This is a genomic window from Novosphingobium sp. Sphag1I, from assembly GCF_056279125.1.
The window spans coordinates 16,081-38,852 of the sequence record NZ_JBWBQS010000025.1 but is presented as its reverse complement, the minus strand read 5'-3'; the positions used below and the strand labels follow the sequence as shown (position 1 = coordinate 38,852).

Below are 22,772 nucleotides of genomic sequence, written 5' to 3'. Positions count from 1 at the left end.
GGTGCAAATGCTGGCGATACCGGCAGCAATGAAGAGCCCGCCACAGATCATTCGCATATGCCTGCGGATCGGGTGAACGACGTTACGCTGGCGTTTTGGAACCGCACAGTCCGCAAGAAGATGTTCGGCCGATTGGCGCATGATCTCCGCGCGCAGGATCTTCTCGCAGAATTGATGCGACCTCCCACACTTCGGTAGCGCCCACTCCTCACTTTCTAGCCATCTGCCCAATTCCATGGCGCCTAACCGTCGGGTCCGCGCCAGCGGCTGTCTAGGAAGGTGTGACGTTCCAATACGTAACGAATTCGGCCTCAATCATGAGACGCCGGATCAGTGGCGCATTGGCCTACCGAAATGATCCCGGTGATCAGGCGCATTCTGAGGTACGCCGCGCGCCGTCCTCGGGCAAATGAGGGCAACAAGTACAATGCTGATGGAAATCGCTTATGGCGTTGCCGCCCTGGCAGCGACGCCCACGGCACAGGTGCACTTATCCGAGCTAGGCAAGGCAGGTGCCCAGTGCCGTCCAGATGAAAATGGTCCGGCCATAATTATCGATGTTGCGGGTCTCAAAGACCGCGTTGGACTGTTGAAGCTTGAGGTGTGGCCACCCCACGACGACGATTTCCTGCAGGATGCCAACGTTCTCGTCGCTCAAGGCAAGATATTCCGTCGGCTCGAACTGCCGCTCCGTCGCGACACGCCCCTACGCATGTGCATCAGAGTACCGAGACCGGGCACCTATGCGGTCAGCTTGCTTCATGATCGCGATTCCAGCGGGAAATTCAGCATATTGGTCGACGGCGTCGGTTTTGCGCAAAATCCCAAACTCGGGTGGAGCAAGCCGAACGCGTCTGCCGTGACCCTTACTGTCAGACGAACGGCGACCCGGTCACGCATCGTCCTCAACTATCATAGGGGCTTTCTCTCCTTCGCGCCGTTGAAGGGGGAATAAGCAATGCGGATCGTTGATGTATGCGCTTTTTACTCTCCTCTCGGTGGCGGCGTAAAAACCTATGTTCGCCATAAGATGCGTGCCGGCCCCCGGCTCGGGCACGAGATTATTGTCCTAGTCCCTTCCATCCAGCCCGGCGTGGAGATCGTGGGGCCCGGCGCTCGAATCGAATATGTCGAAGGCAAACCGTTCCCGCTCGATAAGCGTTACAATTATTTCTACGATGAGGCCGCGTTGCACGCCAAGCTCAATGCACTAACACCTGACTTCGTCGAGGCCTCAACGCCATGGAGCAGCGCCGGCATCGTCGCGCGTTGGCGCACCGACGTTCCGCGCAGCCTCATCATGCATGCCGATCCGCTCGGGAACTACGCTTACAGGTGGTTTAGAGGTGTAGCGAGCCGGCCGATGATCGATCGCGGGTTCGAATGGTTCTGGCAACGTCTGAGGCGCCTGGATGAGCGCTTCGATCATATCATATGCGCAAGCTCGGACCTTACGGCTCGCTTGAAGGAGGGAGGACTCAAAAAAGTCGTCATGAATCGTATGGGGGTCGAGCCTGACATATTTTCACCCGCTAACCGCGACTTGAACGCGAGGCGATATCTTCTTAAACTATGCGACCTTCCGGAACATGCTCTCCTGTTGGTAGGTGCCGGTCGCCACGCACCCGAAAAGCGCTGGCCAATGATAATCCAGGCTGTCACGGCCAGCGGTTATAAGCACCCTATCGGTCTGATTATAGCTGGTGACGGCCGATGTAGTGCTGCGGTTCACAAAGCCGTTGCGGGCAATCCCCACATCCGTCTCATCTCACCAATTTCGGACAGGAACGAGTTCGCCACATTCCTCGCTAGCGGAGATGCCTTGGTTCATGGCAGCGAATCCGAGACGTTCTGCATGATCGCCGCTGAAGCGCGCGCTAGCGGTCTGCCAATGCTCGTGCCTGACAGCGGTGCCGTCGCTGAGCATCTAGTCACAAATGCCGGATACCATTATCATTCAGCAAAAGCGGCAAGCCTCGCACAAGCGATCCAGCGTTTGGCGCGAGAAGGTGCTGATAGTCATCAGGCAACTGCGCGCGTCGCCGCTCAGGACACCCGCACTATGGACCAACATTTCACGGACTTATTTGACCTTTATACGTGCTCCGTCAGATCGAGACCAGGAGCTGGCACGGCTTGGAGAGACTTATCCTTGCAGTGTGCCAGGCCAGGGCTGTCAATGGCTCGAGCGCGAGCGAGCGATGTGGTCCGAACCTCGAGCCATACCTCCAAGGTCGATTAGATCTGTGCCGGACCTCATTGCGATCATGCTTTTCGGTGTCGAGTAGCCGATCCTGGACCTGATGGTTTCTGGTGACCTCGATGGATCGCTCCGCCTGCATCCGTGATCTAGTCCGACTTCAAGGCAGCGCGCGCGATATCGCCTTGATTGCCTTTAGACCCGAGCCAAACCGGGAAATCGCCTCCTTGTGCCGTTCGAGCTCGCCATAGGGAAGATAGGCGATTTCGAGGTCCGCGATCCGGCTGAACGCGGGCCTTGCGATTTGCGCTCGGACTTCGCTTTCGCGAGCGTCAGGAGCGACAAGGAACAATCCGGCTGTCGCGTGAAGATCGCTGCCGCTCAGCGCAAGGTCCAGCATCCGGACGATACCCGAATAGATAGACGTCGAATGTTCGACTTCGAAGGCTGCTGCGACCCGGTCGCCGCCCCGCTCCAGCCACAAAACGTCGATGAGGCGGATCGCATCCGCTCCCGTCGATGTCGAAATGGAAGTTGGCAGGCTTTCGAGGCACCCCTCCCCCAAGCGCACCCCGTCATGCAGCCGTCCCCGGTCATTGGATGCGATCCAGATGTCATACCCCAGCGCTAGACCGATATCGCGCAGCCACGCCTGGATTTCCGAATGAGTGCGGTCACTCTCGCCCTGCTTTTGCAGCGCTTTGTTGAGGGTTTGCGCTTCGGCCCGGGCTTGCTCGAGGCGCGCCGCCCAGGATCCTAGAGTCTGGTCTTCCTCGTCGCGCGGGGGCGCGGGATAGCGGCCCGAGCCGATGTCGAACAGAAGGCCACCAATGGCGCCCAGATCGTTCGACAGCAGATCGCGGAAACGCTCGTTCAGGTCGAGCACGCCCGAGCGCATTGCGAGAAAATGCTGCCAGCTTCCGAGCTTCACCTTGCCGCCGGTCAGCTTGTTGTATCCGTTGACGATCGCCGTGTTGAACGGCGGCACGAGGGTTGGATGCAGGAAATAGAGGAGGTTGGCCACCGCTGGCCCCAGCCCTTTGATGTTCAGACGATCGATCGTGTGAATACCTGCGATGATCTCTTCCGCGGTGTCGCAACAGGCGCAATGGTCCAGCAATCGACGAAACGCGCGTTGGTTCGCCGGGTTTTCATAGATGTCGGGAATGCGCAATTTGGGCTTCCAGAGAAACGCATGGTCCGCGCCCTTGAAGATCTGCCTCTGCTCGGCGACTGAATGAACGACCGTCTCCAGAGAAGAACCGCGATAGGCCACGCCAAACCGACCGGCTTCGATCTCAGCAACCACCTGAGCCAGACCACGCCTGATCGAGCGAAAGTTCTTGATGCGCTCATCCCATAGAAACCAGCTCTGGTACGTCGCGTTCGGGTCTTCCTTCCATCGCTGGATCAGTTGCCGCGCCAGCAATTCAAACTCCACCAAACCCCGCTCCCCTTTCGCGCCGATCCTCTCCGACGCTAGCACTCCGTCCCGTATTCGACCAGTTTTTGCGTGGTCGCCCCGAATGAAAATCGGTCCTCATTATTTGATATCCTCCGGAATATGCGTCAGCAGGTCACGGGTATAGTCGATCAGGAGATCGCCAGCGGTTGCCCCGTAAAGCGCGAGGAACAAGATGAACGCCAGGAGCTTCGGGACGAAGCTCACGGTCTGTTCGTTGATCGATGTAGCAGCCTGGATCATCGAGATAATCAGCCCCACCACCAACATGATTATCAGCGGGGGGCCAGCGACGATCATGATCACCCAAAGCGCCTGGCCCATCGAGGCCGAGAAAGGGCTGTAGGTCTCCATTGCTCCCACCCGACTATGATGCTGACGCCCCTGCCCGTGATGCTGCAACCTTTGTTGCGGGGCGAGCGACACGGAGCGCGATCGGTTGATTCCAATCCGTCTTCCCCACATCCGCTCGCCCCGGCGCCACGCTGCGACCCGTGGGCACCTCGGCTGTCCATCCTGCCAGGCGGTGGGCTTCATCTGAATTTACGCAGCGCTGGCGTTTACCCCTCACGACCCGATCTTTTTTTGGAAGAGCGTGTCTCTGTTCGAGGGAAGAGGCATCGTACCGCGTAATATCAGTGACGGCCGAGGTCAGCGAAAGGCTCGCATGTACGATTGCGTCATCATAGGCGGTGGCCCGGCAGGGCTGACAGCAGCCACCTATCTGGGCCGGTTTCTGCGTTCTACGCTGGTCATCGATGCTGGCGACGGCCGCGCGTCCTCCATTCCAGCTACGCACAACCTGATCGGGTTTCCAGACGGCATATCGGGCGACGATCTGCTGTCGCGAATGCGCCAGCATGCCCTGCGTTACGGCGCGAAGCTCTCTGATGGTTTTGCCAATGGGATTGTAAAGACCGGGACGGGTTTCCTAGTCAGCACGGGTCTCGAGGCCGTCAATACCCGCACGATATTGCTTGCCCAAGGCGTGATAAATCATCATCCGCGAATGGCGCTGGAAACGCATGATCGAGGCCTCGTGCAAGGTCTGATACGCTATTGCCCGATATGCGACGGCTATGAGGTACGCGGCAAGCGGGTGGCCGTGCTGGGGTGCTCAGACCATGGCGCCGCCGAGTCTGTGTTCGTGCGGCACTATAGCGACACCGTCACCTTGCTCGCGCAGGACGGCTCGCAACTGTCGGAGGCCGAAGAGGCAGATCTGGCTCGAGGCGGTATCGCGGTCGAACGCGCCCCTGTCCGAGATTTGTCGATCGATGGAAAGAATCTGATCGCTCAATTGACCGATGGCCGATCGCTTCGGTTCGACACCCTTTATGTTGCCCTCGGAACCTCCCCTCGCTCGGAACTCGCGCACATGGCCGGCGCGAAACTGGACCAGGCAGGGTGCATTGTCGTCGACGAGCATCAACAAACAACGGTCAGCGGCCTGTTCGCTGCTGGCGACATGGTCGAAGGGCTGGATCAAATTGCTGTTGCGGCCGGTCAGGCCGCCAAGGCTGCTACGGCGATCCACAATCTGTTGCCCGGCTGAGACGCCAGCGCAGAATCAGCCATCAAAAATATATGCATGTCGGGCTTGACCCTGACACGATGTCAGACCCCAGATTGCATTTCGTCGATAAGGAGACGAGCCTGTGACTGATCCTGTTCCAGCTAGCAATTCGGGCGCCCATAGCTGCTGCGCCGGCAAGCACGGTGGCGGCACGGACGTGAAAACTGTCAAAGATCCGGTTTGCGGGATGATGGTTGATCCGACGGGAACGTCACATCGTGCCTCGCATGACGGGGAGGACTATCATTTCTGCAGCGCGGGTTGCCGCACGAAGTTTGTCGCTCACCCGGAGCGCTACCTGTCCGAGGGTGAGAAGGAGGCGGCAACCGCTCAACCGGGCGCAATCTGGACCTGCCCCATGCACCCGGAGGTCCGCCAGGATCATCCCGGGCCATGCCCGATCTGCGGCATGGCCCTTGAGCCGGAACTTGTGACGGCAGACACTGGGCCGAGCGGTGAACTTCTGGATATGTCCCGGCGTTTCTGGATCGCCTTGCTGCTCACCATCCCGGTGTTTGTCCTGGAGATGGGCAGCCACCTCTTCCCGGCGCTGCACAATCTTGTGCCGCCCCGACTATCTGGTTGGCTTCAATTTGCGCTGGCTACCCCGGTCGTGCTCTGGGCGGGATGGCCATTCTTTGAACGTGGGTGGGCGTCCGTGCGGACACGGAACCTCAATATGTTCACCCTGATCGCGATGGGCACGGGCGTGGCCTGGGCCTACAGCGTGGTGGCAACCATCGCCCCGTCGGTATTCCCGGCAGCGTTTCGGATGATGGACGGGACGGTCGCGATCTATTTCGAGGCCGCCGCCGTCATCACCGTGCTCGTGCTGCTGGGCCAGGTGCTCGAGCTGCGCGCCCGCGAGAGGACTTCGGGCGCAATCAAGGCGCTACTCAACCTCGCGCCCAAGACCGCGCGCCGCATTGGCGCCGACGGGGATGATGAGGAGGTCTCGCTCGAGCAGGTGGCCGTCGGTGATCATCTCCGTGTCCGGCCCGGCGAAAAAGTACCCGTCGACGGCAAGGTCGAAGACGGCCGATCCTCGCTCGACGAGTCGATGGTGACGGGCGAGTCGATGCCGGTCACAAAGGCGCTGGGCGATGCGGTCATCGGCGGAACGATCAACCAGAGCGGCGCCCTCGTCATTCGCGCAGAGAAGGTCGGACGCGACACGATGTTGGCGCGTATTGTCCAGATGGTCGCTGACGCCCAGCGTTCGCGGGCACCCATCCAGCGCCTGGCCGATCAGGTCGCAGGATGGTTCGTGCCCGCGGTGCTGCTGATCGCTGTCATTGCCTTTGGCGTGTGGGGAATCTGGGGGCCAGAGCCGCGTCTGGCCCATGGCCTGATCGCCGCTGTCGCTGTCCTCATCATCGCCTGCCCCTGCGCCTTGGGGCTAGCGACGCCGATGTCGATCATGGTCGGCATCGGCCGGGGTGCAGGGCTCGGCGTGCTGATCAAGAATGCCGAAGCGCTGGAGCGGATGGAGAAGATCGACACACTGGTCGTCGACAAGACCGGCACGCTGACCGAGGGCCGGCCGTCGCTCACCCGCATCGTTCCCGCGACCGGCTATGAGGAGACCGAACTGCTGCGGCTCGCCGCCGGCGTGGAGCGGGCGTCCGAACATCCGCTGGCACTGGCCGTGGTCGCCGCCGCCAAGGACAGGGGAATCGTGCTTCCGCAAGTCACGGACTTTGATTCCCCAACCGGCAAGGGGGCGATCGGCACGGTCGATGGCAAGCGAATCACGCTGGGCAATGCCGGCTTCCTGTCAGAAAACGGGATCGAGGTTCGCGCCCTTGAGCCGCAGGCGGACGAGCTGCGCCAGGACGGTGCGACCGCCATCTTCATCGGGATCGATGGACAGCCAGCCGGGATCCTCGCCATTGCCGATGCGATCAAAGCAACGACGGCTGAGGCCATCGCGGCGCTTCGTCAGGAGGGCATAAGGGTCGTGGTGCTGACGGGCGACAATCGGACAACGGCACAAGCGGTCGGGCGGAAACTTGGAATCGACGATGTCGAAGCCGAAGTGTTGCCGGATCAGAAAAGCGATGTGGTCTCGCGATTGAAGGCTGAGGGGCGCATCGTGGCCATGGCAGGCGACGGAGTTAATGACGCGCCCGCGCTCGCCGCCGCCGATGTCGGCATTGCGATGGGCTCGGGCACCGATGTCGCAATCGAAAGCGCCGGCGTCACCCTGCTGAAGGGCGACCTGAACGGCATCGTCCGTGCGCGCCGATTGAGCGAAGCAACGATGTCCAACATCCGCCAGAACCTGTTCTTCGCTTTCATCTACAACGCTGCCGGGGTCCCGATCGCTGCGGGGCTGCTCTATCCGATCTTCGGCATCCTGCTCTCGCCGATCATCGCTGCGGCGGCGATGGCACTGTCCTCCGTCAGCGTGGTGACCAACGCATTGCGCCTCAATCGGGTGGCATTGTGAACATCGGCACCGCGTCGGACGCGAGCGGGGTCTCTCAGCGGATGATCCGCCATTACGAGAAAATCGGCCTAACCCCGTCGGCGGCGCGGCGGGATCGCGCGCAGCGGAACTTGGCCGAAAGGCCGACGCCCTCCAGCCGATGCGCCTGGCGCTGCTCGATCTGGCGACGCGTTGCCAAGGCGACGATCGGCCCGACTGTCCAATTCTCGCCAAGCTTTTGTCTTGATTACTCATCCCGCCCGTTTTCGAAGACTATCGGTACTGAGATAGAGGGCGATGTCAGTCGGCCGATTTTCCACAGACGCCGATCCGAACGGCAATTGTCTCGCTGGCCACTCGGTCCCAGCAACGCTTGAAGTCAGGGACATCGCCACCGGCCCGACGCGGCGGTGAGCGGCTCCGACAGGGTATCGTCTCCGCGCTGGTACCGCTCAAATCTGCAGCGCGTGCCCGCTCGTCGGCCTGATCCAGCCGGAGACACCAATCGATCGCCTGACCTGATCCGACAGCCTTCGGTCTACCGCGCTTCCGCAGTGCAAAGCGTTTCTAGCAAGGGACAGCCCATGGTGTCGCCCGCCTCGCAGGCGTCGACTGTCTCGCCGAGCACTTGTTCCATACGGCGAAGATCGGCGATTTTCACGCGGACATCCCGCAGGTGTTCGCCCGCGAGATCACGCGCCTGCGCACACGAAGCTGCGCCGCCGTCGGCAAGCTCCAGCAACGCCCGCACCGAATCGATCGGGAAGCCCAGTTCGCGCGCACGCCGTACGAACGACAGGCGCCGCACATCCGACGGTCCATAGGCGCGGTATCGGCCACGGCGCAGCGGCACCGGAAGCAGGCCGATGCGCTCATAATAGCGGATCGTCTCGATGTTGCAGCCCGTGCGGTGCGAAAGTTCGCCGATCGGGATGGTGGTGAGAGATGTCGTCATCATCAAAATACCGCTTGAGTCTGTAGCAGCTACAGACGCTAGGACATGATCGAACAGGTCTCAAGGAGCCGCCATGTCTGAACCTTCTCCCAGCCCCCCTTCGCCGAAGGGATTGGGAACCGCATCTCTCACTCTCGGTGGGATCGCAGCAGGTTTCGGCGTCGCGGCTTGCTGCGCCCTGCCGATGCTGCTGGCCTCGGTTGGCATCGGATCGGCATGGCTCGCCGGGATCGCTATGACCACGCTACCCTATCGCGTGCCGCTGCTCGCGATAGGCGCCCTATGCCTGCTTGCAAGCGCCGCACTTCTCGTACGTCAGCAAGCCGTCGCTGCGTGCTGCGCTCCGGACGGCACATGCACGTCACTCGCCACGCGCCTGATCACGCTTGCCGGCCTGCTGATCGGTGCCGTGCTGCTCTGGCTGGGCTATATCTATGTCTGACATCACCCCGGAGCTAAGGTCGACGATCACCTGTCCTGCGTGCGGCACGGTGAAGACCGAGCAGATGCCAACGAACGCCTGCCAGTTTTTCTATGAATGTTCGGGCTGCAACGCCGTGCTCCGGCCCAAGTCCGGCGATTGCTGCGTGTTCTGTTCGTATGGAACTGTTCCCTGTCCACCGATCCAGATCGAAAGCAAGGGCGCGGGCTGTTGCCGCTAGTTCCCGTATCGGCGCGAACGAAGTTTAACGAGAACGAAAGATCGAAGCGAAGCGGCCTGCAAGCAATTTGTGTCGAGTTCGCAGCCAGACAATTCGCTGAACATCAGCAGTGGCTGAGTCGATTTCAGGGATAGGCGGTACCCCCGGTCTTGACCGCACGGGGGGTAATCTGGTCATCCCAGCTTGCCCATCAGCCTTCCAGCTGCGCCCGCCTCAGCGGCAAGATTGCGGTTGTAGGCGAGGGGCATGCGTGGGCTCTTCCAGCGCAGCGCATCCATGATTCCGGCGAGATCTTCGCCGCTGGCGAACAGGTCCTGGTTGAGCCCCACCCGCGTCGAATGCGCGCTGATCCCCTTGAGCAACCGCGAGAGGTCATCGGCGGTGAGATCGGCCAGCGCGCCACGATCGAACGCCCGCTGGATGATCGCGCGCCAAATCGGCCCGATCGAACCAGGATGCAGCGCCGCTTCCCCCACATCATATTCGACGCGGGCCGGCACCGCCGGTCGCGATAGGGTCTTCCTGAGATCCCAGGTCTCGCGCCCCGAGATGCTGTCAATCCGCCGCCCCTTGACAGCCGGCCTCGCCTTGTAGCGCCGCACCTGCACCCGGCGGAACAGCGGCCCCGACGATATGCCTGCTGATTGCTTCCAGGCCGCAACCGCGCGCACCGAGCGCGGCGACAGGAATGCGGTGGCCCCCTCCCCTTCCGGGTCGCCCTTGCTGCGCGGTATCGAGAGAAGCCGGGCCTCGGGATCGAGCGCTTCGACAATGTGCGCGACCTCAATCGCGACCAGCTCGGAGGCGCGCAGCCCCGTATCATAGGCAACCGACAGCAGCGCACGATCGCGCAAGCCCGGCAGATCGTCGGGGCAGGCCTCGAGCAACGCGCGCACATTCAGCCCTCTCGGTGCCTCGCGCTCGACATCGCGCACCGGCCCCTTGAACCTGAGCGGCCGCGCCTGCTTCTGGGCCGTCCCCTTCTCGCGGCGGATCGCCGCGAGACGAAGCTTGACCAACTCGGACGGAGTCGGATCCTTCAACTCGAGCAGCTGGTGAATCTTGGCGATCGAAGCCTTGTATCGGGCAAGCGACGCAGGCCGGCTCCCTTGCCCTGCCCGGGCATCCAGATAATCGGCAACGACCTCCGGTGTCGCCGGCAGCGCGATCCGCTTTGCGCGGCGGCACCACAGGTCGAATGCCTCAAGGTCCGATTTCAGCGCACGAATGCTGTGCGGTGACGACGCCGCTTGGTAGGCGGCGATCAACTCTGCATTCACCGTAATCGGTGCCTGGGAGCCTAGCTTGGTCACCTCCCAGGCGAGGTCGATGGCCTGCTGACCAGGCCGGTTGCCGATCGGCTCTGGGAGGCTTCCGATCCTCACCTCGACAGCGCCACAATCTGCTCGAAGCTATGCGCCTCGACCCCATAGACAGCCGCCAGGCCGTTGAACGCGTCGACCGCCACCTGTTGCAGCGCCTCGGAGCCAACCGAGGTCAACGTGGCCTGATACTCGTAGCTCTCCTCAACGGCGGCAAAACCTTCGTCGCCAAAGTCATAGCGCCCCTGCGACCACCAGCTTCCGCCAAGGCCGTTGACGCCAAGCCGGATGTGGATCGGTAAGGCCCCACCATGCGCGAGCGCCAGCGCCGTGTTTCGCTTCAGGAATTCGAGCCAGTGGTGGAAGTAATAGCCGGTCGCGAGCCTCACCCGCCCTTCCCGCTCGAACAGGAAGCCGCCGCCAACGCCCCAGAATTCGCCAGTCTTGTCGAACCACTGGGTGACGGCCAAGGTCGGATTGGCCCCGTCTTCCTCCGTGCCAGGCCAGTAGACCGAGGCTCCGCCCCGGCTGATCCCGTAGCTCAAAGAGTTGGCGCGTGCGAGCAGCGCCGGATGCCCGGGATAATTGGCCAACGACTGCTTCGCGCCCGGCTTCGCTTGCCACTTCGAGGGAATCAGGCGCGCATAGCCGGGAAACTGGTCCTTCCAGACGAACTTGCTCGTCCCGTGCGAAAGGTTCGTTACGAGTTGCGGCTCGGCCCGGTCGAACCAGAGATCAGGGTCGCCAGCGAAATGCGGTTGCCAGTGCATGGCATCGGGCGGTGGCGGGGGAAGCTGACCCAACGAGAGCTTCAGCGCAGCCGCGAGCTGCTTGGCAAGATCGCCGCGCATCCGGCGCAGCTCGGTGGTCTCTGCGCCGACAGGCAGATGAAACGCGATCGGCCCGCGCCGCCCGCGCATATCGGACGGGAGCTTGTCGAGCGTGGCCCCGTCGAAAGCCGTGTTCCAGACCTGGATGACGCGGGCGTCGCTGAGCGCCCGGTTGGCATAGCCCATTTCGAGCAGCACATTGGGGGTGGCGCAGGCCTTCCCGTCCGCAGAGACCGCGATTGGCGTGACGTCACCGACGAACACGGCGGCCTCGTCGATCTTCCGGTAGATGGTCGCCACGATGTCGGGGGTGCCAGCCACCCCTTGCGTGTCCGAGGTCAGGCTCGGCCGCTCGGCCTCCTCGACGTCGGCCGCGAGCATTGTGATCGCGGCGTCGAGCGCGAAGCGGATGACCTCGCGCGTGACGCGGGCATCGAGATCGCTCTGCCACGACCAGAAAACCGTCTTCTCCACGCGGTATTGCCCCTCGCCTGCCGGCGGCCCCTCTACCCCACATTATAGAAGAGCGTCAAATCCGCTTCTGCGATAAGTGCAATTATCGCATATGAACTTTTCGACGATAGCATGAGGCGAAACCAACTGCTGACTTTGGTTTCCTCACGCGCTAAGCGTAAGAGCGATGCAGGAGATCGTCGACCGCCGCGCAAATGACCCAATGTTGCTGCTCGGCCGGCTCGACGGCCGGCTTCATCATAGTACAAGCGCCGACATTTTCCTTGCGCGATCGCGCCTTCACGGCGCCGCGGCGTTAGCAGGTCTCGCCGGCGTGCCGATCGCTGTCGGCGACCTGCAGGATTGGATCGCGGGGCGAAGCGCCCCTCCCCGCGCCTCCGAAGGTCTCAACGATCCGATATCGGTGGCGTCCATTTTCCACCTCGCACTAAGTCGGGACGAGGATGTCAGAGACCCGGTTGGCCGCGCATCCCTCAATGCTCTCCGAACCATCCTCGACGACCGTGCAGAGGCTGAGCGCTATGGTGGAGACGATCTCGCACACTTCGGCCCGCTCTGGCGTCAGGTGAAGTCTGCGGCGGATGCACCCTTCCCCGTCGCCGATCTCCGGTCCATCGCCGAGCGCGTGTTCGCTCTTGCCGAAATGACCGAGCGTCTTCCGGTCGGCGCCTCGGAGGTTGTTGCGATCGACGGACGCTCGTTGGAGCTTCCTCCCCGCTGCCGCGATCGCAACTGGCTCGTCGCGACCGCTCTTCCTCGCATGCTCTACCGCGCTGGCTTCACGAGCCGCATCATCCCCTCACTGGTGCCGCTCCCCAAGTTCATGCCCCCTTCCCCTGCCGCGCTGACCGGGTTCCTCGCTAAGGAGATCGGGCAGATCAGCGCGGCGGGGCTCCGCGAGCTTTCCGCAATTGAGCATGACGTCGCCAAGCTCACCAATTTAGGTGCAACTCAGCGAAGTCGCCTGCCGCTTCTCGGGCGCCTATTGATCGCCTATCCAGGGCTCCAGGCATCCTCCGTTTCGAAGCTGCTGTCTGTGACACCTCAGGGTGCCCGAAAGCTCCTCGCGGCGCTGCCCACCACGCCTGCCGCGCAGCGCCGGCTGCGGGCCGAATAGCGACCGGGACGCCCTCCGTACTGAAACGCCGTCTCGCTTGTTTTGCTCAGCTCGCCGGCAACAGTTCTTCGATCGCTTTCATGAGCTCGGCCTTCGTGGCGCCGGTCCGGGGCACGATCTTGATCGTGATCCCCCCACCTCTGGCACTGGCATAGCGCAGAATCGTCTTTCCGCCTTTGCCCGTGATCTCTCGCTCGCCAGTCTCCTTCTTCTTTGCCTCAACGGTCGCACGAACAAGTCGCTTCGCCACCTCGGGTCCGGTCAGACTGGAACCACCATTCCTACGCTCGGCCTCGATGCGCTCGGCCTCGTCTCGCATTCGCTTCAGAGTTTTCGGTTCGCTGGTCAGCGGTTTGATATCGCGCGCCACTCGAACGGTAATGTCGTGGGTGTCCGAAAATGCCGCCACGATCTCCTCAGGAAGCCTCGCAACATCCAGCAGGCGGCTCAGCCATGACCGCGAGAGGTTGAGATGCTCCGCCATCTGGGACTGGGAGTTCTCGTAAAACTCCGACAGCGCTCGCGCATATTCCTTTGCACGCTCCCAGTCTGAAATGTCCTTTCGCGACCGATTTTCAACGTCCGAAACCCGGAATGCCTCTTCATCCGTGACGGTCTGGATCGTGACGAGATAATCAAATTCTGGATGATGATGTTCGCGGAGCCACTGGACGGTCCACCACCGGCGAACGCCAGCGATGATCTCATAATCGTAGTCAGGATCGTCCTTCAGACGACGCACGATCGCCGGGATGCGCTGCCGCTTCGCCGCGAGAAAGGAGTCGATCAGATCGCGACAGCTCTCTTCGGACAAATGGTCCAGGTCGCGATTGTGCATCCGCCAGGGACGGCAACGAGCCGGGTCCACCCACTCCGTTCGATCGGTAACCGTCTTGCCGCTCGCTATCCGCGCCAGGGTCTGGCTTCGGCTCGCCATGATCCCTTCCGAGGGGCTCGCATTGTCAAGCTCGGCCTCATTATCCAGGCCTTCGGTGAACATCGAGCCGAAGCCCTTATTTCCTTTTGTCATCGGCTCGCTCCTACTCGAATTTCCGGCATCTTGGAGACCCGATTTGTTGGTCTGTTGCCACGTGGCAACAAACCGAAATTCGCCTCGCCTTCGGCTCCCCTTTTCTGAGGGAAAACTGATCCTGGAATTTGGCTCATGATACTGTTTATAAACGCTTTCCTTGCTCGGTTGCCACGTGGCAACAACGCATCATTCTTAGCAGATTTCAGCCCCATAGACGGCGAACAATTGCCCGCTGTTGCCACGTGGCAACTGCTGCTCAAAGCTGCCCCCCTGCCCGGCTCGGCCAGGTCCGCAAAACGTCTTCTTCGATGTCTCGGCAAACCTCATTCAGATGCCTCATGCACCGGTTGTAAACCTCGTGCGAAGTGACGGGCTTTTCCAGTTCAAAGACCGTCTTCATCCGCGAGCTGGCATTGTCGATCTCCGCACTGGTGACCATCACCGAAGAAGACATTGAGCCTCCGAAAACGCTCCGCATCATCGAAAGTATCTCACGATGCATCGACTTGCTGTCGTCGACCCGGCTGCCGACGAGACGGATGAAATTGTAAGCCGGGCGCCCCCTCCCCGCGAGCTGCTCGAGCTGCTTCATCGTGGTCTTCGCCATGTCGATAAACGACACCGTCGATGCGAAGTCGACCAGGCTTGGCGGCACGGGGATCACCATCGCATTGGCTGCTTGAAGGACCGCCATGGAGACCATGCCGAGTGCTGGAGGCGGATCCATGATCACCACATCGTAATCTTCTACCACCGAGTCGATGGCCTCGGCGATCAGGTCGATGATGTTCAGGTTCTGATTGCGCGCGAGGTAGCCGGCGATCTCGTATTCGAGATTGTAGAGCCGCAAATTCGCAGGGATCAGATCGAGCCCATGGAAGTGGGTCTTCCGAATGATCTTTCGCACACCCAGCAATTCCGGGTTATGGAAATGCCCATAGAGCGTGTCGTCCTCCTCCAGATCGACGTCTGGTCGGTAGCCGAACATCATTGTCGATGAAGCTTGGCTGTCGCAGTCGATAAACAGCACACGATAGCCGTTGATCGCGAAGTGCTGAGCCAGGTGCAGCGCGATCGTGGACTTGCCGACACCGCCCTTGAAATTGCAGACCGAGAGAATGGCGGGTGGATCTTCCGGGCTGCGCCACGGACGCGTTCCGAACACCTCACGCATATGATCGAGTTCTTTGAGCGTATATTGGACGCGATGACCGGAAGCCGTCCGCCCACGCTCCGGCAAACGCCCGTCGCGTTCAGCTTCTCGGATCGCCGACGCGGTGCGTCCGACAAGTGATGCAGCCTTGGAGATAGGGAAGGTGGGGGCTCGCTTCTGCCCTGTCTCTGGATCGACCGCGCTGTCGCGGATCCGCTTGAGGATCGTGAGCGCTTTACGGTGAAGCACATCCAGGCCACCTTCCAGAAGGTCATCGGCGGGGACATTTGTGGGATCAGTGGCCATGAGATTCCGCTTTTGTGGGTTTGATGGCCCACAATAGCGACGTTGGCAGTTTCGAGCAACGATTTGGCCATCGAACTTACAACTTTACCGATGATCTCCGAGCCGTTTCGGATTTCAAGGTAATGCCAATGCGCCCTGGTAGAGGCGCACCGATGATCTCCGAGTCGGTGCAAGCTTTCCGAAAACTTGCTGCGTCCGGCTGCACCGAGCGATGCCCTGTGGATAAATACCGATGATCTCAGTACCTTCCGATGATCTCGGTGCGTCCTACCAATGATCTCGGTGCCAACAGACCGATGATCTCGGAGCGCATACCTATTACATGAATCCCTGAATCAATCCGATTCGCGAATCGGCTTCAAAATTTCGATTTTTGAAAGTGGGAAGGGGCGATTCGGCAAAAGCGGCACCGAGATCATCGGTCGAATTGCAACTCTCACCCCTGATTTCCCGCCAAAACTGCCAACAGGGTTGATTTCGAAACCCAAACCTGTTGAGACAGCGCCATCACAGACCCCGGAGATTCGGGGAAGGGCGGAACAATGAACGGAGATCAGCATAGGCCGATTGGGCACCAATATGCACTCGCCATGATCGATGGCGGTGCAGAGAATGTCCGAAAGCTTGCCTCCACTGCCGGAACCCAATTGACGCTCGACGCCTTCCTGCGAGTCCACGACGAAGAGCCTGTCCCGGCATTTCTCCATTCCGCGCTTTGCGCCATGTCGCTCCCGACCAAGCGCCCGAAGGACGACACGCTCCCGATTATCCGGGAAGACGGCAAGTACGCGCTGGCAATCAACCCTCGGCCGGTTCTTCAAAATATCGATGGCAAGTCGGTCATGAGAAGCCTGGGTGTTCCATATGGGGCCTATCCCAGGGTTGCGCTCATCTATCTGCTTTCACAGGCGGTAATGAAGCGTTCGCGCGACGTCTATCTCGGCCGCAACTTCACGGAATGGATGCGGCGGCTTGGCTATCAAACGGTGTCCTATGGCCCCCGTGGCACCGCAAATCTGATGCGCGAACAGGTCGACCGCTTGCTGGCGTGCGAGTGGCAGATTCGCTGGGATGGCACCGAAACGGACGACAACGCCTTTGCGGTCCGCGATGTGAAGATCTCAAATGAATATGCTGGTTCACTCGACAAGAACGGCACCTTCGCGCGGGAAATCCGTATGTCGGAGGTCTTCTACAGTCACCTTATCGAGCACGCTGTCCCATTAAACGAAGTAGCGATCCGGGAGCTTAAAGGGACGCCAACGGCGCTCGATCTCTATACCTATCTTGCCTATCGCCTCCCACGGATCGGCTCCGACAAGGGGCAGATCATTTCTTGGGATCAACTGGCAAAGCACCTCGGCAACGAGGCTGACAGCAAGCGCTTTCGTCAAACGGTGCGGGAGACGATGCAGCTCGTCTCGGCGGTTTATCCCAACGCGAACGTCGATCTCTCCGGCAGGAAGGTGGTCCTTCATCCGTCTCCAGCGCCGATGGAGCGTAAATTGGTCGGACCCCATTTGCGACTTGTTGGGGCGCCAGGCGTCGAAACGGCACCGAGATCATCGGTTCGCACCGTTCCGCAGGCAACGAAACCCGCAGCGAAATCAGACGAACCGCTTCACGCATTCCCGCCGGGAACGCTTTCCTATGGCGACCGCGAACAGGCGTTTCGGAGTGTCGGTCTCACTAAGGGCCATCCTTGGTCAGTCGACGATATGGCCAACGCATTCCGCAAGGGATTCGCCGATATCAAGAGGCCCCGGACCGACACCGAATGGATGCGGCTCTGGGAGGCCTTCGTGATCAAATATGCGGATCGGCGGAAGAACCGGCCTGACGATTGACCGATGATGTCCGAGCCGTTCGTCGCCTGCGAACGAGCCCGAGTCGTGCCCGATGAAGCGATCAACGTGAGCGCGCCGACCCTCATCGTTGATAGGTCCGGGTCACAGCGCCATGCGCTGAAAGAGGGAAGGGGGGATGTGGCTACCGAGCAGGAGGTAGTCCTATGCCACTCACGGCCAAACGACCGACCCAGGAACTTGTTGACCTCGTAGGCGCTCTTGGCGGCACCTGGACCGGCTACAGGGCTATGGCCCGTTGCCCGGCACATGGCGACAACGATCCAAGTCTTTCGATCCGCCAAGGTGACCGCGGCATTCTGGTGACGTGCTTCGCGGGTTGCGCACGCGATGATGTTCTGCGGGAATTGCGTCGGGTTCGAACCGGCCAACATTATGCAATACCGGAACAGGATCGACCGCAAGGCAGCGCCAATGTCTCGCGCATCTGGGAGCAGGCCGTTGGCGTCAAAGGGACGCTGGCCGAGCGCTATCTTGAGCGACGCAACTTGTTGCCAGCGCCTGCCGACGTGCGCTTCCATTCGCGCTGCCCATACCTCCCGAAGCCGAAAACCGTTTATCGACCGGCTTTGCTGATTGCTGTTCGCGAGATCCGGCAGCTCGTCGCGATCCAGCGCAACTTTCTCGACCCTGCGACAGCGAAGTGCCTCCGAAAAGTCATGCTCGGCGTGCCTGGGACAGGCGCATGGCGGGGCCGGGCAGGGGGCGAGACGCTGGCGATCGCCGAAGGTTTCGAGACTGCCGGCGCCTACACCCGCATCAAGGACATCCCCTGCTGGGCCTCACTTGGCGCCAGGCGGCTCGATCAACTGGTCATTCCACCCGGCATTACGACCCTGCTGATCGCAGAGGACAATGATCCAGAAGGGCGTCGCGCCGCGGCGTCCGCCGAAGCGAAATATGCCCGTCCCGGGCTCATCATCCGCCGCGACCCGCCGCCGCCGGCTTTCAAGGATTGGGCAAAGTTCCTCGACGCGCACTGCCGGACCTGATCCCGGGGCGGAGAGAGGGGAGGGGGATCGAGGGTGTGTCGCTGCGACAGATGCAGCCGCGCAGGAGATTCCCAAATGACCGACCTTTTTCAGACCGCCGAGCGCGGCGACCGTGCCGCTGCGCACATCCTTCTATCCCAACTGGCGTCAGGCGAGCCGGTCACCCGTCAACATCTCAATCGGGCGATGGTGCAGGCGTTCGGCGGAACCGATGCCGAAGGACGCTGGACGCAGCGCTCAAGCTTCGAGGTGCTAGAGCACGCACTCGCCCTTCATCTCCGTGGATCATTGGCGCCTCTGGCCAGCCTCGCCGATGTCGCCGCGCGGATTGACCTCGCGCAGCGCCTCCCCACTCAGACCGTGCGGAGCGAAGACCAGATCGAATGGCAGCAATTCTCGACTCCTGTCGACATTGCGGCCGTCGCGATTCTGCTCGCAGATGTCCGGCAGGATGACGTCATTCTCGAGCCCAGCGCCGGCAACGGTTTGCTCGTTGCACAGCTTGGGGCTCATCGATCGCTGCATCTCAACGAGCTCGATCCGATCCGCCGCGATCGCCTGCACGGCGTTTTCCCCGGCGCAACGATCACCGGCCATGATGGGGCGATTCTTGATGCTGCTCTTGGCGACGCACCGCGTCCTTCCCTGATCCTCATGAATCCGCCGTTTTCGCGGTCGCTCGGCCGCGGCGTCGATGATCTTGCGGCCGTTCGGCATCTTCAGGCTGCACTTCGCCGATTGCAGACTGGGGGCCGCCTCGTTGCCATCATGCCCGACTGGTTCGGACCGACCACCCGAATGCGCGACCACTACGAGACCGTCCTTCGCGGATCGACAGTGCAAGCCTCTGTTCGACTTGAAGGCTGCTATCTCAAACACGGCACGTCTATCGACGTGCGAATCTTCGTCATCGACAAGGTCGCCGGCAGGCTCGCACCAGAAGTCATCCAGGGTGGATCAATCGCGGAACTGCTCGACGTTCTCACCGTGACACCTCGCCTGTCCCTTGTCGCAGATCAGCCGGCACCCGCGCCGAAGCGGGGCGGAGGCATCTCGCTCTTCAGAGCGGTCAAAAGCGCCAAGCCCATGCCCCGGGCCTTTCACGCTGCCGTGCGCAACCATGTCTTGCCGGTTGCTTACACCAGGCTCGAAACCCCGGCGCCGCTGCTCGAACAGACCGGCGTCTATCTGCCCTATCGGCCAAGCCGCCTGGTTTTCGACAAAGCCGGCGAACACCCGACTGCGCTCGTCGAATCCGTTGCCATGGGATCAATCCCAGCGCCGATCCCCGATTACGTCCCTTCGCTGCCGGAGCGGACTGTCACAGAGCGTTTGCTCTCGGCCTCCCAGCTCGAAACCGTCGTTTACGCCGGCCATGCCTGGGCTCAGACGATCCCTGGGCGCTTCGCACCGGACAAGGATGGTGTCGGCCTCGTTATCTCGGAGGAGGGCCGCGGCTACCGAAAGGGTTTCTTCCTCGGGGACGGAACCGGGGCAGGCAAGGGTCGCCAAATCGCGGCCGCCATTCTTGACAACTGGCTTCAGGGGCGGCGTCGCAATATCTGGGTCACCAAGAACGCGCCCCTCCTCGAAGATGCTCGCCGTGATTGGACGGCCCTCGGCGGGCTCGCCGGTGACATTCAGCCCATATCGAACTGGAAGATCGACGAACCCATCAGGCTTGACCAGGGCGTCCTTCTGGTCACCTATCCGACCCTTCGATCGATGCGCGGGGAACATAGCCGGCTGAAGCAGATCATCGACTGGGCCGGCGCCGATTTCGACGGCGTCATCGCCTTCGACGAAGCGCACGAGATGGGCGGTGTCGCAGGAGGCGAGGGCGCACTCGGAGCCAAGGAGGGATCGCAACAGGGCATCAGCGGCGTTCGGCTCCAGAACCATCTGCCCGCCGCGCGGATCCTCTACGCCTCTGCGACGGGGGCGTCCGAGGTCAACAACCTTGCCTATGCCGTGCGGCTCGGGCTCTGGGGACCGGAGACGGCGTTCGCCAATCGCGAGCAATTCATCTCCAGCATTCGCCAGGGCGGGATCGCCGCCATGGAATTGGTCGCACGCGATCTCAAGGCGACTGGGCTCTACATGGCGCGAGCGCTGAGCTTCGCCGGTGTCGAATATGAGATCCTGCGGCACGAACTGACGCCCGCGCAGATCGAGATCTACGACACTTACGCCAATGCCTGGTCCATCATCCACCGGAACATGGAAAAAGCCCTGGAACTCACCGGCGTCGTCGATGGTCTCGAGAACACCACTTTGAATAGCGGGGCGAAGGCATCGGCCCGCTCGCGCTTCGAGTCCACCAAGCAGCGTTTCTTCGGCCAGGTGCTGCTTTCGATGAAGCTGCCAACGGTCATCGCCGCGGTCGGCGAGCATCTTATGGCGGGCCAGTCGGTGGTGCTTCAACTGGTGACGACGGCCGAGTCCATCCTCGACCGGCGATTGGGCATGCTCAGCCCGGATGAGCGCGTCGACCTCGAAATCGACCTCAGCCCTCGTGAATATGTCATCGATTATCTCGAGCGCGCTTTCCCTACTCGCCAAATGCGCGTCTTCACCGACGACACAGGCACGCAGCGCTCCGAGCCGATGACGGACGAGACGGGTAATCCCGTCTACAATCCCGAAGCCGAAGCTGCCCGCGCGCTGATGATCGAGCATCTTTGCGCATTGCCGCCGATCATGTCGGCGCTCGACGGCATCCTGGAGCATTTCGGGCATGATCGTGTCGCGGAAGTCACTGGGCGGACAAAACGCCTAATCTCGACGGGCGACGGCCGGCAGAAGCTGGAAACCCGTTCGACCCGTACCAGTCAGGCCGAGGCCGCGGCCTTCATGCAGGGGCTGAAGCGCGTCCTCATTTTCTCGGACGCCGGCGGGACGGGGCGATCCTATCACGCATCAATGGACGTGCCGAACCAGGAGCAACGCGTCCATCTGTTGCTCGAGCCGGGCTGGCGCGCGGACCGCGCCATTCAGGGCCTTGGCCGAACCCATCGGACCCATCAGGCGAGCACGCCACTGTTCCGGCCCGTCACGACCGACTGCAAAGGCGAACTCCGCTTCACCAGCACGATTGCGAGGCGGCTCGACAGCCTCGGCGCACTCACACGGGGTCAGCGCCAGACCGGCGGTCAGAATCTCTTCGACCCGGCTGATAATCTGGAGAGCGAATATGCTTGCGCTGCGCTGGTGACGTGGTTCCACTTGCTGGTCGATGGCAAGCTCAAGAGCATCTCGCATTCGGAATTCGAGGATCGGACCGGTCTCGAGCTCTGCGACAAGGACGGCGTCCTGAAAGAGGAACTGCCGCCCATCCAGCGATGGCTAAATCGCATCCTCGCGCTTCCCATCGGCCTGCAGAACAGCATCTTCGATGAGTTTCTGTCCCTGGTCGAGACACGGGTATCGGCGGCGAGGGAGGCTGGCCGGCTCGATGTCGGTGTCGAGACGATCCTCGTCGATTCCGCCACCTTGATCGACGACACACTGCTCCGGACCGACCCGGTCAGCGGGGCGACGTCGCACTTGCTGACCATCGAGATCGCGCGGCGGCGGACCCCTGTCACCTTGGAGCGCGTGCTGCGTATCGCCGACAGCGATAGCACCGCCGTATTTCTGCTCAACGCCAAGTCGGGGATGGTCGCGCTGCAGACCCGCGCCCGAGCGCTCATGGAGGAGAAGGACGGAACGCCGATCCCGCGCTTCGAGCTGACGAGGCCGACCCGGCGGGAATATATCCGCGAGCATGAGCTCTTCGAGAGCGCCTGGAAAATAGTCGATCGGGACGCCTTCTGCGCGAAATGGCAGGCCGAAGCCGATGAAGCGGCGAACAAGGTCGACACCGAGACGATCCGCCTCGCGACCGGCTTGCTTCTGCCGATCTGGTCGGCGCTGCCCAGCGATCATCTGGTGGTCAACCGCATCGCTGACAAAGCGGGAAATAGCTGGCTCGGCCGCCTCGTTTTCGACGAGCACGTTGTCCAGCTTTTCACCAAGCTCGGCATCGATCGCGCCGAGAACCTGCCGCCCTCGGACATCATCAAATCGGCCCATTCCGGTCGAAGCGTTGATGTTGCCCGCCCATTCCCCATGACGATCCGCCGCGCGATGGTGAACCGAAATCATCGCATCGAGATAGTCGGGGCGCCGTCGGATCAGCTCGCCTGGCTGAAATCCTTGGGCTGCTTCACCGAGATCATTCAGTACCGGACACGGGTGTTCCTTCCGGTGAGCATCGCCGCCGACATCCTTGGGCGCATTCTCGCCGATCCTGGGTGAGCGCGGGTCGCCCTTGGTCAAACGACCGAGGCCGCTCTTGGGAAAGAGGGAAGGGGGAACGGGGTGGTGTCCGGGAATTGCCGGACGCCAAGAGG

At 61.6% G+C, this 22,772-nt stretch carries 18 protein-coding genes and 1 pseudogene; 11 read left to right on the top strand and 8 right to left on the bottom strand.

The annotated features are described in order from the left end of the window. Positions 1-427 precede the first annotated feature (427 nt). Both ACZ9HU_RS20870 and ACZ9HU_RS20865 read left to right on the top strand, forming a co-directional pair. Positions 428-955 (top strand): DUF2141 domain-containing protein, encoded by a 528-nt coding sequence (locus ACZ9HU_RS20870; RefSeq protein ID WP_476107820.1) that lies wholly within the window; start codon positions 428-430, stop codon positions 953-955. A gap of 3 nt (positions 956-958) precedes the next feature. Beyond that, the gene (locus ACZ9HU_RS20865) at positions 959-2,242 is read left to right on the top strand and encodes a glycosyltransferase (protein WP_476107819.1); all 1,284 of its coding nucleotides are present in this window, start codon (positions 959-961) and stop codon (positions 2,240-2,242) included. A gap of 118 nt (positions 2,243-2,360) precedes the next feature. On the opposite strand, the gene ACZ9HU_RS20860 is transcribed toward ACZ9HU_RS20865, so the two are convergent. Together ACZ9HU_RS20860 and ACZ9HU_RS20855 are read right to left on the bottom strand one after the other, a co-directional pair. Next, complete coding sequence (locus ACZ9HU_RS20860) at positions 2,361-3,644, bottom strand: type II restriction endonuclease (protein WP_476107818.1); 1,284 nt, start codon at positions 3,642-3,644, stop codon at positions 2,361-2,363. Between the two features lie 99 nt (positions 3,645-3,743). Then, positions 3,744-4,016, bottom strand: coding sequence for a flagellar biosynthetic protein FliQ (locus tag ACZ9HU_RS20855; protein ID WP_476107816.1), 273 nt, complete (start codon positions 4,014-4,016; stop codon positions 3,744-3,746). A gap of 313 nt (positions 4,017-4,329) precedes the next feature. Here ACZ9HU_RS20855 and ACZ9HU_RS20850 point away from each other — a divergent pair, with 313 nt between their 5' ends. The 3 genes and pseudogenes from ACZ9HU_RS20850 to ACZ9HU_RS20840 all read left to right on the top strand — a co-directional run bounded on the left by ACZ9HU_RS20850 (position 4,330) and on the right by ACZ9HU_RS20840 (position 7,916). After that, complete coding sequence (locus ACZ9HU_RS20850) at positions 4,330-5,217, top strand: NAD(P)/FAD-dependent oxidoreductase (protein WP_476107814.1); 888 nt, start codon at positions 4,330-4,332, stop codon at positions 5,215-5,217. A 178-nt stretch (positions 5,218-5,395) separates the two neighbouring features. Next, complete coding sequence (locus ACZ9HU_RS20845) at positions 5,396-7,690, top strand: heavy metal translocating P-type ATPase (protein WP_476107839.1); 2,295 nt, start codon at positions 5,396-5,398, stop codon at positions 7,688-7,690. Continuing rightward, positions 7,687-7,916 (top strand): annotated as a pseudogene (locus tag ACZ9HU_RS20840) (MerR family DNA-binding transcriptional regulator). The gene ACZ9HU_RS20845 and the pseudogene ACZ9HU_RS20840 overlap by 4 nt, the downstream one beginning before the upstream one ends. A 291-nt stretch (positions 7,917-8,207) precedes the next feature. On the opposite strand, the gene ACZ9HU_RS20835 reads toward ACZ9HU_RS20840, so the two are convergent. Continuing rightward, entirely contained in the window at positions 8,208-8,624 is a 417-nt protein-coding gene (locus tag ACZ9HU_RS20835; protein WP_476107838.1) for a MerR family transcriptional regulator, read from the bottom strand. A gap of 73 nt (positions 8,625-8,697) precedes the next feature. On the opposite strand from ACZ9HU_RS20835, the gene ACZ9HU_RS20830 reads away from it, so the two are divergent. Further along, the gene (locus ACZ9HU_RS20830; RefSeq protein ID WP_476107813.1) at positions 8,698-9,066 is read left to right on the top strand and encodes a mercuric reductase; all 369 of its coding nucleotides are present in this window, start codon (positions 8,698-8,700) and stop codon (positions 9,064-9,066) included. Beyond that, positions 9,059-9,286 carry a GDCCVxC domain-containing (seleno)protein gene (locus tag ACZ9HU_RS20825; RefSeq protein ID WP_476107812.1) on the top strand — a complete coding sequence of 76 codons (228 nt, stop codon included), beginning with the start codon at positions 9,059-9,061 and terminating at the stop codon, positions 9,284-9,286. Before ACZ9HU_RS20830 ends, ACZ9HU_RS20825 begins: the two co-directional genes overlap by 8 nt. Before the next feature lie 173 nt (positions 9,287-9,459). On the opposite strand, the gene ACZ9HU_RS20820 is transcribed toward ACZ9HU_RS20825, so the two are convergent. Both ACZ9HU_RS20820 and ACZ9HU_RS20815 read right to left on the bottom strand, forming a co-directional pair. Beyond that, positions 9,460-10,617 (bottom strand): tyrosine-type recombinase/integrase, encoded by a 1,158-nt coding sequence (locus tag ACZ9HU_RS20820; RefSeq protein WP_476107837.1) that lies wholly within the window; start codon positions 10,615-10,617, stop codon positions 9,460-9,462. Between the two features lie 50 nt (positions 10,618-10,667). Beyond that, positions 10,668-11,912 (bottom strand): hypothetical protein, encoded by a 1,245-nt coding sequence (locus ACZ9HU_RS20815; RefSeq protein ID WP_476107811.1) that lies wholly within the window; start codon positions 11,910-11,912, stop codon positions 10,668-10,670. A gap of 166 nt (positions 11,913-12,078) precedes the next feature. Here ACZ9HU_RS20815 and ACZ9HU_RS20810 point away from each other — a divergent pair, with 166 nt between their 5' ends. Next, the gene (locus ACZ9HU_RS20810) at positions 12,079-13,029 is read left to right on the top strand and encodes a hypothetical protein (RefSeq protein WP_051743944.1); all 951 of its coding nucleotides are present in this window, start codon (positions 12,079-12,081) and stop codon (positions 13,027-13,029) included. Positions 13,030-13,075: 46 nt separating this feature from the next. On the opposite strand, the gene ACZ9HU_RS20805 is transcribed toward ACZ9HU_RS20810, so the two are convergent. From ACZ9HU_RS20805 to ACZ9HU_RS20795, 3 genes are all read right to left on the bottom strand, one after another. Then, positions 13,076-14,059 carry a ParB/RepB/Spo0J family partition protein gene (locus ACZ9HU_RS20805; protein WP_030092784.1) on the bottom strand — a complete coding sequence of 328 codons (984 nt, stop codon included), beginning with the start codon at positions 14,057-14,059 and terminating at the stop codon, positions 13,076-13,078. Between the two features lie 259 nt (positions 14,060-14,318). Further along, on the bottom strand, positions 14,319-15,521 hold the full coding sequence (locus tag ACZ9HU_RS20800; RefSeq protein ID WP_476107810.1) for an AAA family ATPase: 1,203 nt from the start codon (positions 15,519-15,521) through the stop codon (positions 14,319-14,321). 335 nt (positions 15,522-15,856) lie between these two features. Beyond that, positions 15,857-16,081, bottom strand: a complete 225-nt coding sequence (locus ACZ9HU_RS20795; RefSeq protein ID WP_126000574.1) for a hypothetical protein — start codon at positions 16,079-16,081, stop codon at positions 15,857-15,859. On the opposite strand from ACZ9HU_RS20795, the gene ACZ9HU_RS20790 reads away from it, so the two are divergent. The 3 genes from ACZ9HU_RS20790 (at position 16,064) to ACZ9HU_RS20780 (ending at position 22,677) form a co-directional block, all read left to right on the top strand. Beyond that, positions 16,064-17,368, top strand: coding sequence for a replication protein RepA (locus ACZ9HU_RS20790; RefSeq protein ID WP_062787891.1), 1,305 nt, complete (start codon positions 16,064-16,066; stop codon positions 17,366-17,368). The two genes, ACZ9HU_RS20795 and ACZ9HU_RS20790, sit on opposite strands and share 18 nt — an antisense overlap. 164 nt (positions 17,369-17,532) lie before the next feature. Beyond that, the gene (locus ACZ9HU_RS20785) at positions 17,533-18,378 is read left to right on the top strand and encodes a DUF7146 domain-containing protein (RefSeq protein WP_030092781.1); all 846 of its coding nucleotides are present in this window, start codon (positions 17,533-17,535) and stop codon (positions 18,376-18,378) included. 75 nt (positions 18,379-18,453) lie between these two features. Further along, positions 18,454-22,677 (top strand): strawberry notch family protein, encoded by a 4,224-nt coding sequence (locus tag ACZ9HU_RS20780; RefSeq protein ID WP_070936342.1) that lies wholly within the window; start codon positions 18,454-18,456, stop codon positions 22,675-22,677. The last annotated feature ends 95 nt before the right edge of the window (positions 22,678-22,772 follow it).

Bases quoted from the DNA above. Each gene is read 5' to 3' on its own strand.
- ACZ9HU_RS20870 (WP_476107820.1), top strand. From the start codon at position 428: ATGCTGATGGAAATCGCTTATGGCGTTGCCGCCCTGGCAGCGACGCCC.
- ACZ9HU_RS20865 (WP_476107819.1), top strand. From the start codon at position 959: ATGCGGATCGTTGATGTATGCGCTTTTTACTCTCCTCTCGGTGGCGGC.
- ACZ9HU_RS20855 (WP_476107816.1), bottom strand. From the start codon at position 4,016: ATGGAGACCTACAGCCCTTTCTCGGCCTCGATGGGCCAGGCGCTTTGG.
- ACZ9HU_RS20850 (WP_476107814.1), top strand. From the start codon at position 4,330: ATGTACGATTGCGTCATCATAGGCGGTGGCCCGGCAGGGCTGACAGCA.
- ACZ9HU_RS20835 (WP_476107838.1), bottom strand. From the start codon at position 8,624: ATGACGACATCTCTCACCACCATCCCGATCGGCGAACTTTCGCACCGC.
- ACZ9HU_RS20830 (WP_476107813.1), top strand. From the start codon at position 8,698: ATGTCTGAACCTTCTCCCAGCCCCCCTTCGCCGAAGGGATTGGGAACC.
- ACZ9HU_RS20825 (WP_476107812.1), top strand. From the start codon at position 9,059: ATGTCTGACATCACCCCGGAGCTAAGGTCGACGATCACCTGTCCTGCG.
- ACZ9HU_RS20810 (WP_051743944.1), top strand. From the start codon at position 12,079: ATGCAGGAGATCGTCGACCGCCGCGCAAATGACCCAATGTTGCTGCTC.
- ACZ9HU_RS20805 (WP_030092784.1), bottom strand. From the start codon at position 14,059: ATGACAAAAGGAAATAAGGGCTTCGGCTCGATGTTCACCGAAGGCCTG.
- ACZ9HU_RS20800 (WP_476107810.1), bottom strand. From the start codon at position 15,521: ATGGCCACTGATCCCACAAATGTCCCCGCCGATGACCTTCTGGAAGGT.
- ACZ9HU_RS20790 (WP_062787891.1), top strand. From the start codon at position 16,064: ATGAACGGAGATCAGCATAGGCCGATTGGGCACCAATATGCACTCGCC.
- ACZ9HU_RS20795 (WP_126000574.1), bottom strand. From the start codon at position 16,081: ATGCTGATCTCCGTTCATTGTTCCGCCCTTCCCCGAATCTCCGGGGTC.
- ACZ9HU_RS20785 (WP_030092781.1), top strand. From the start codon at position 17,533: ATGCCACTCACGGCCAAACGACCGACCCAGGAACTTGTTGACCTCGTA.
- ACZ9HU_RS20780 (WP_070936342.1), top strand. From the start codon at position 18,454: ATGACCGACCTTTTTCAGACCGCCGAGCGCGGCGACCGTGCCGCTGCG.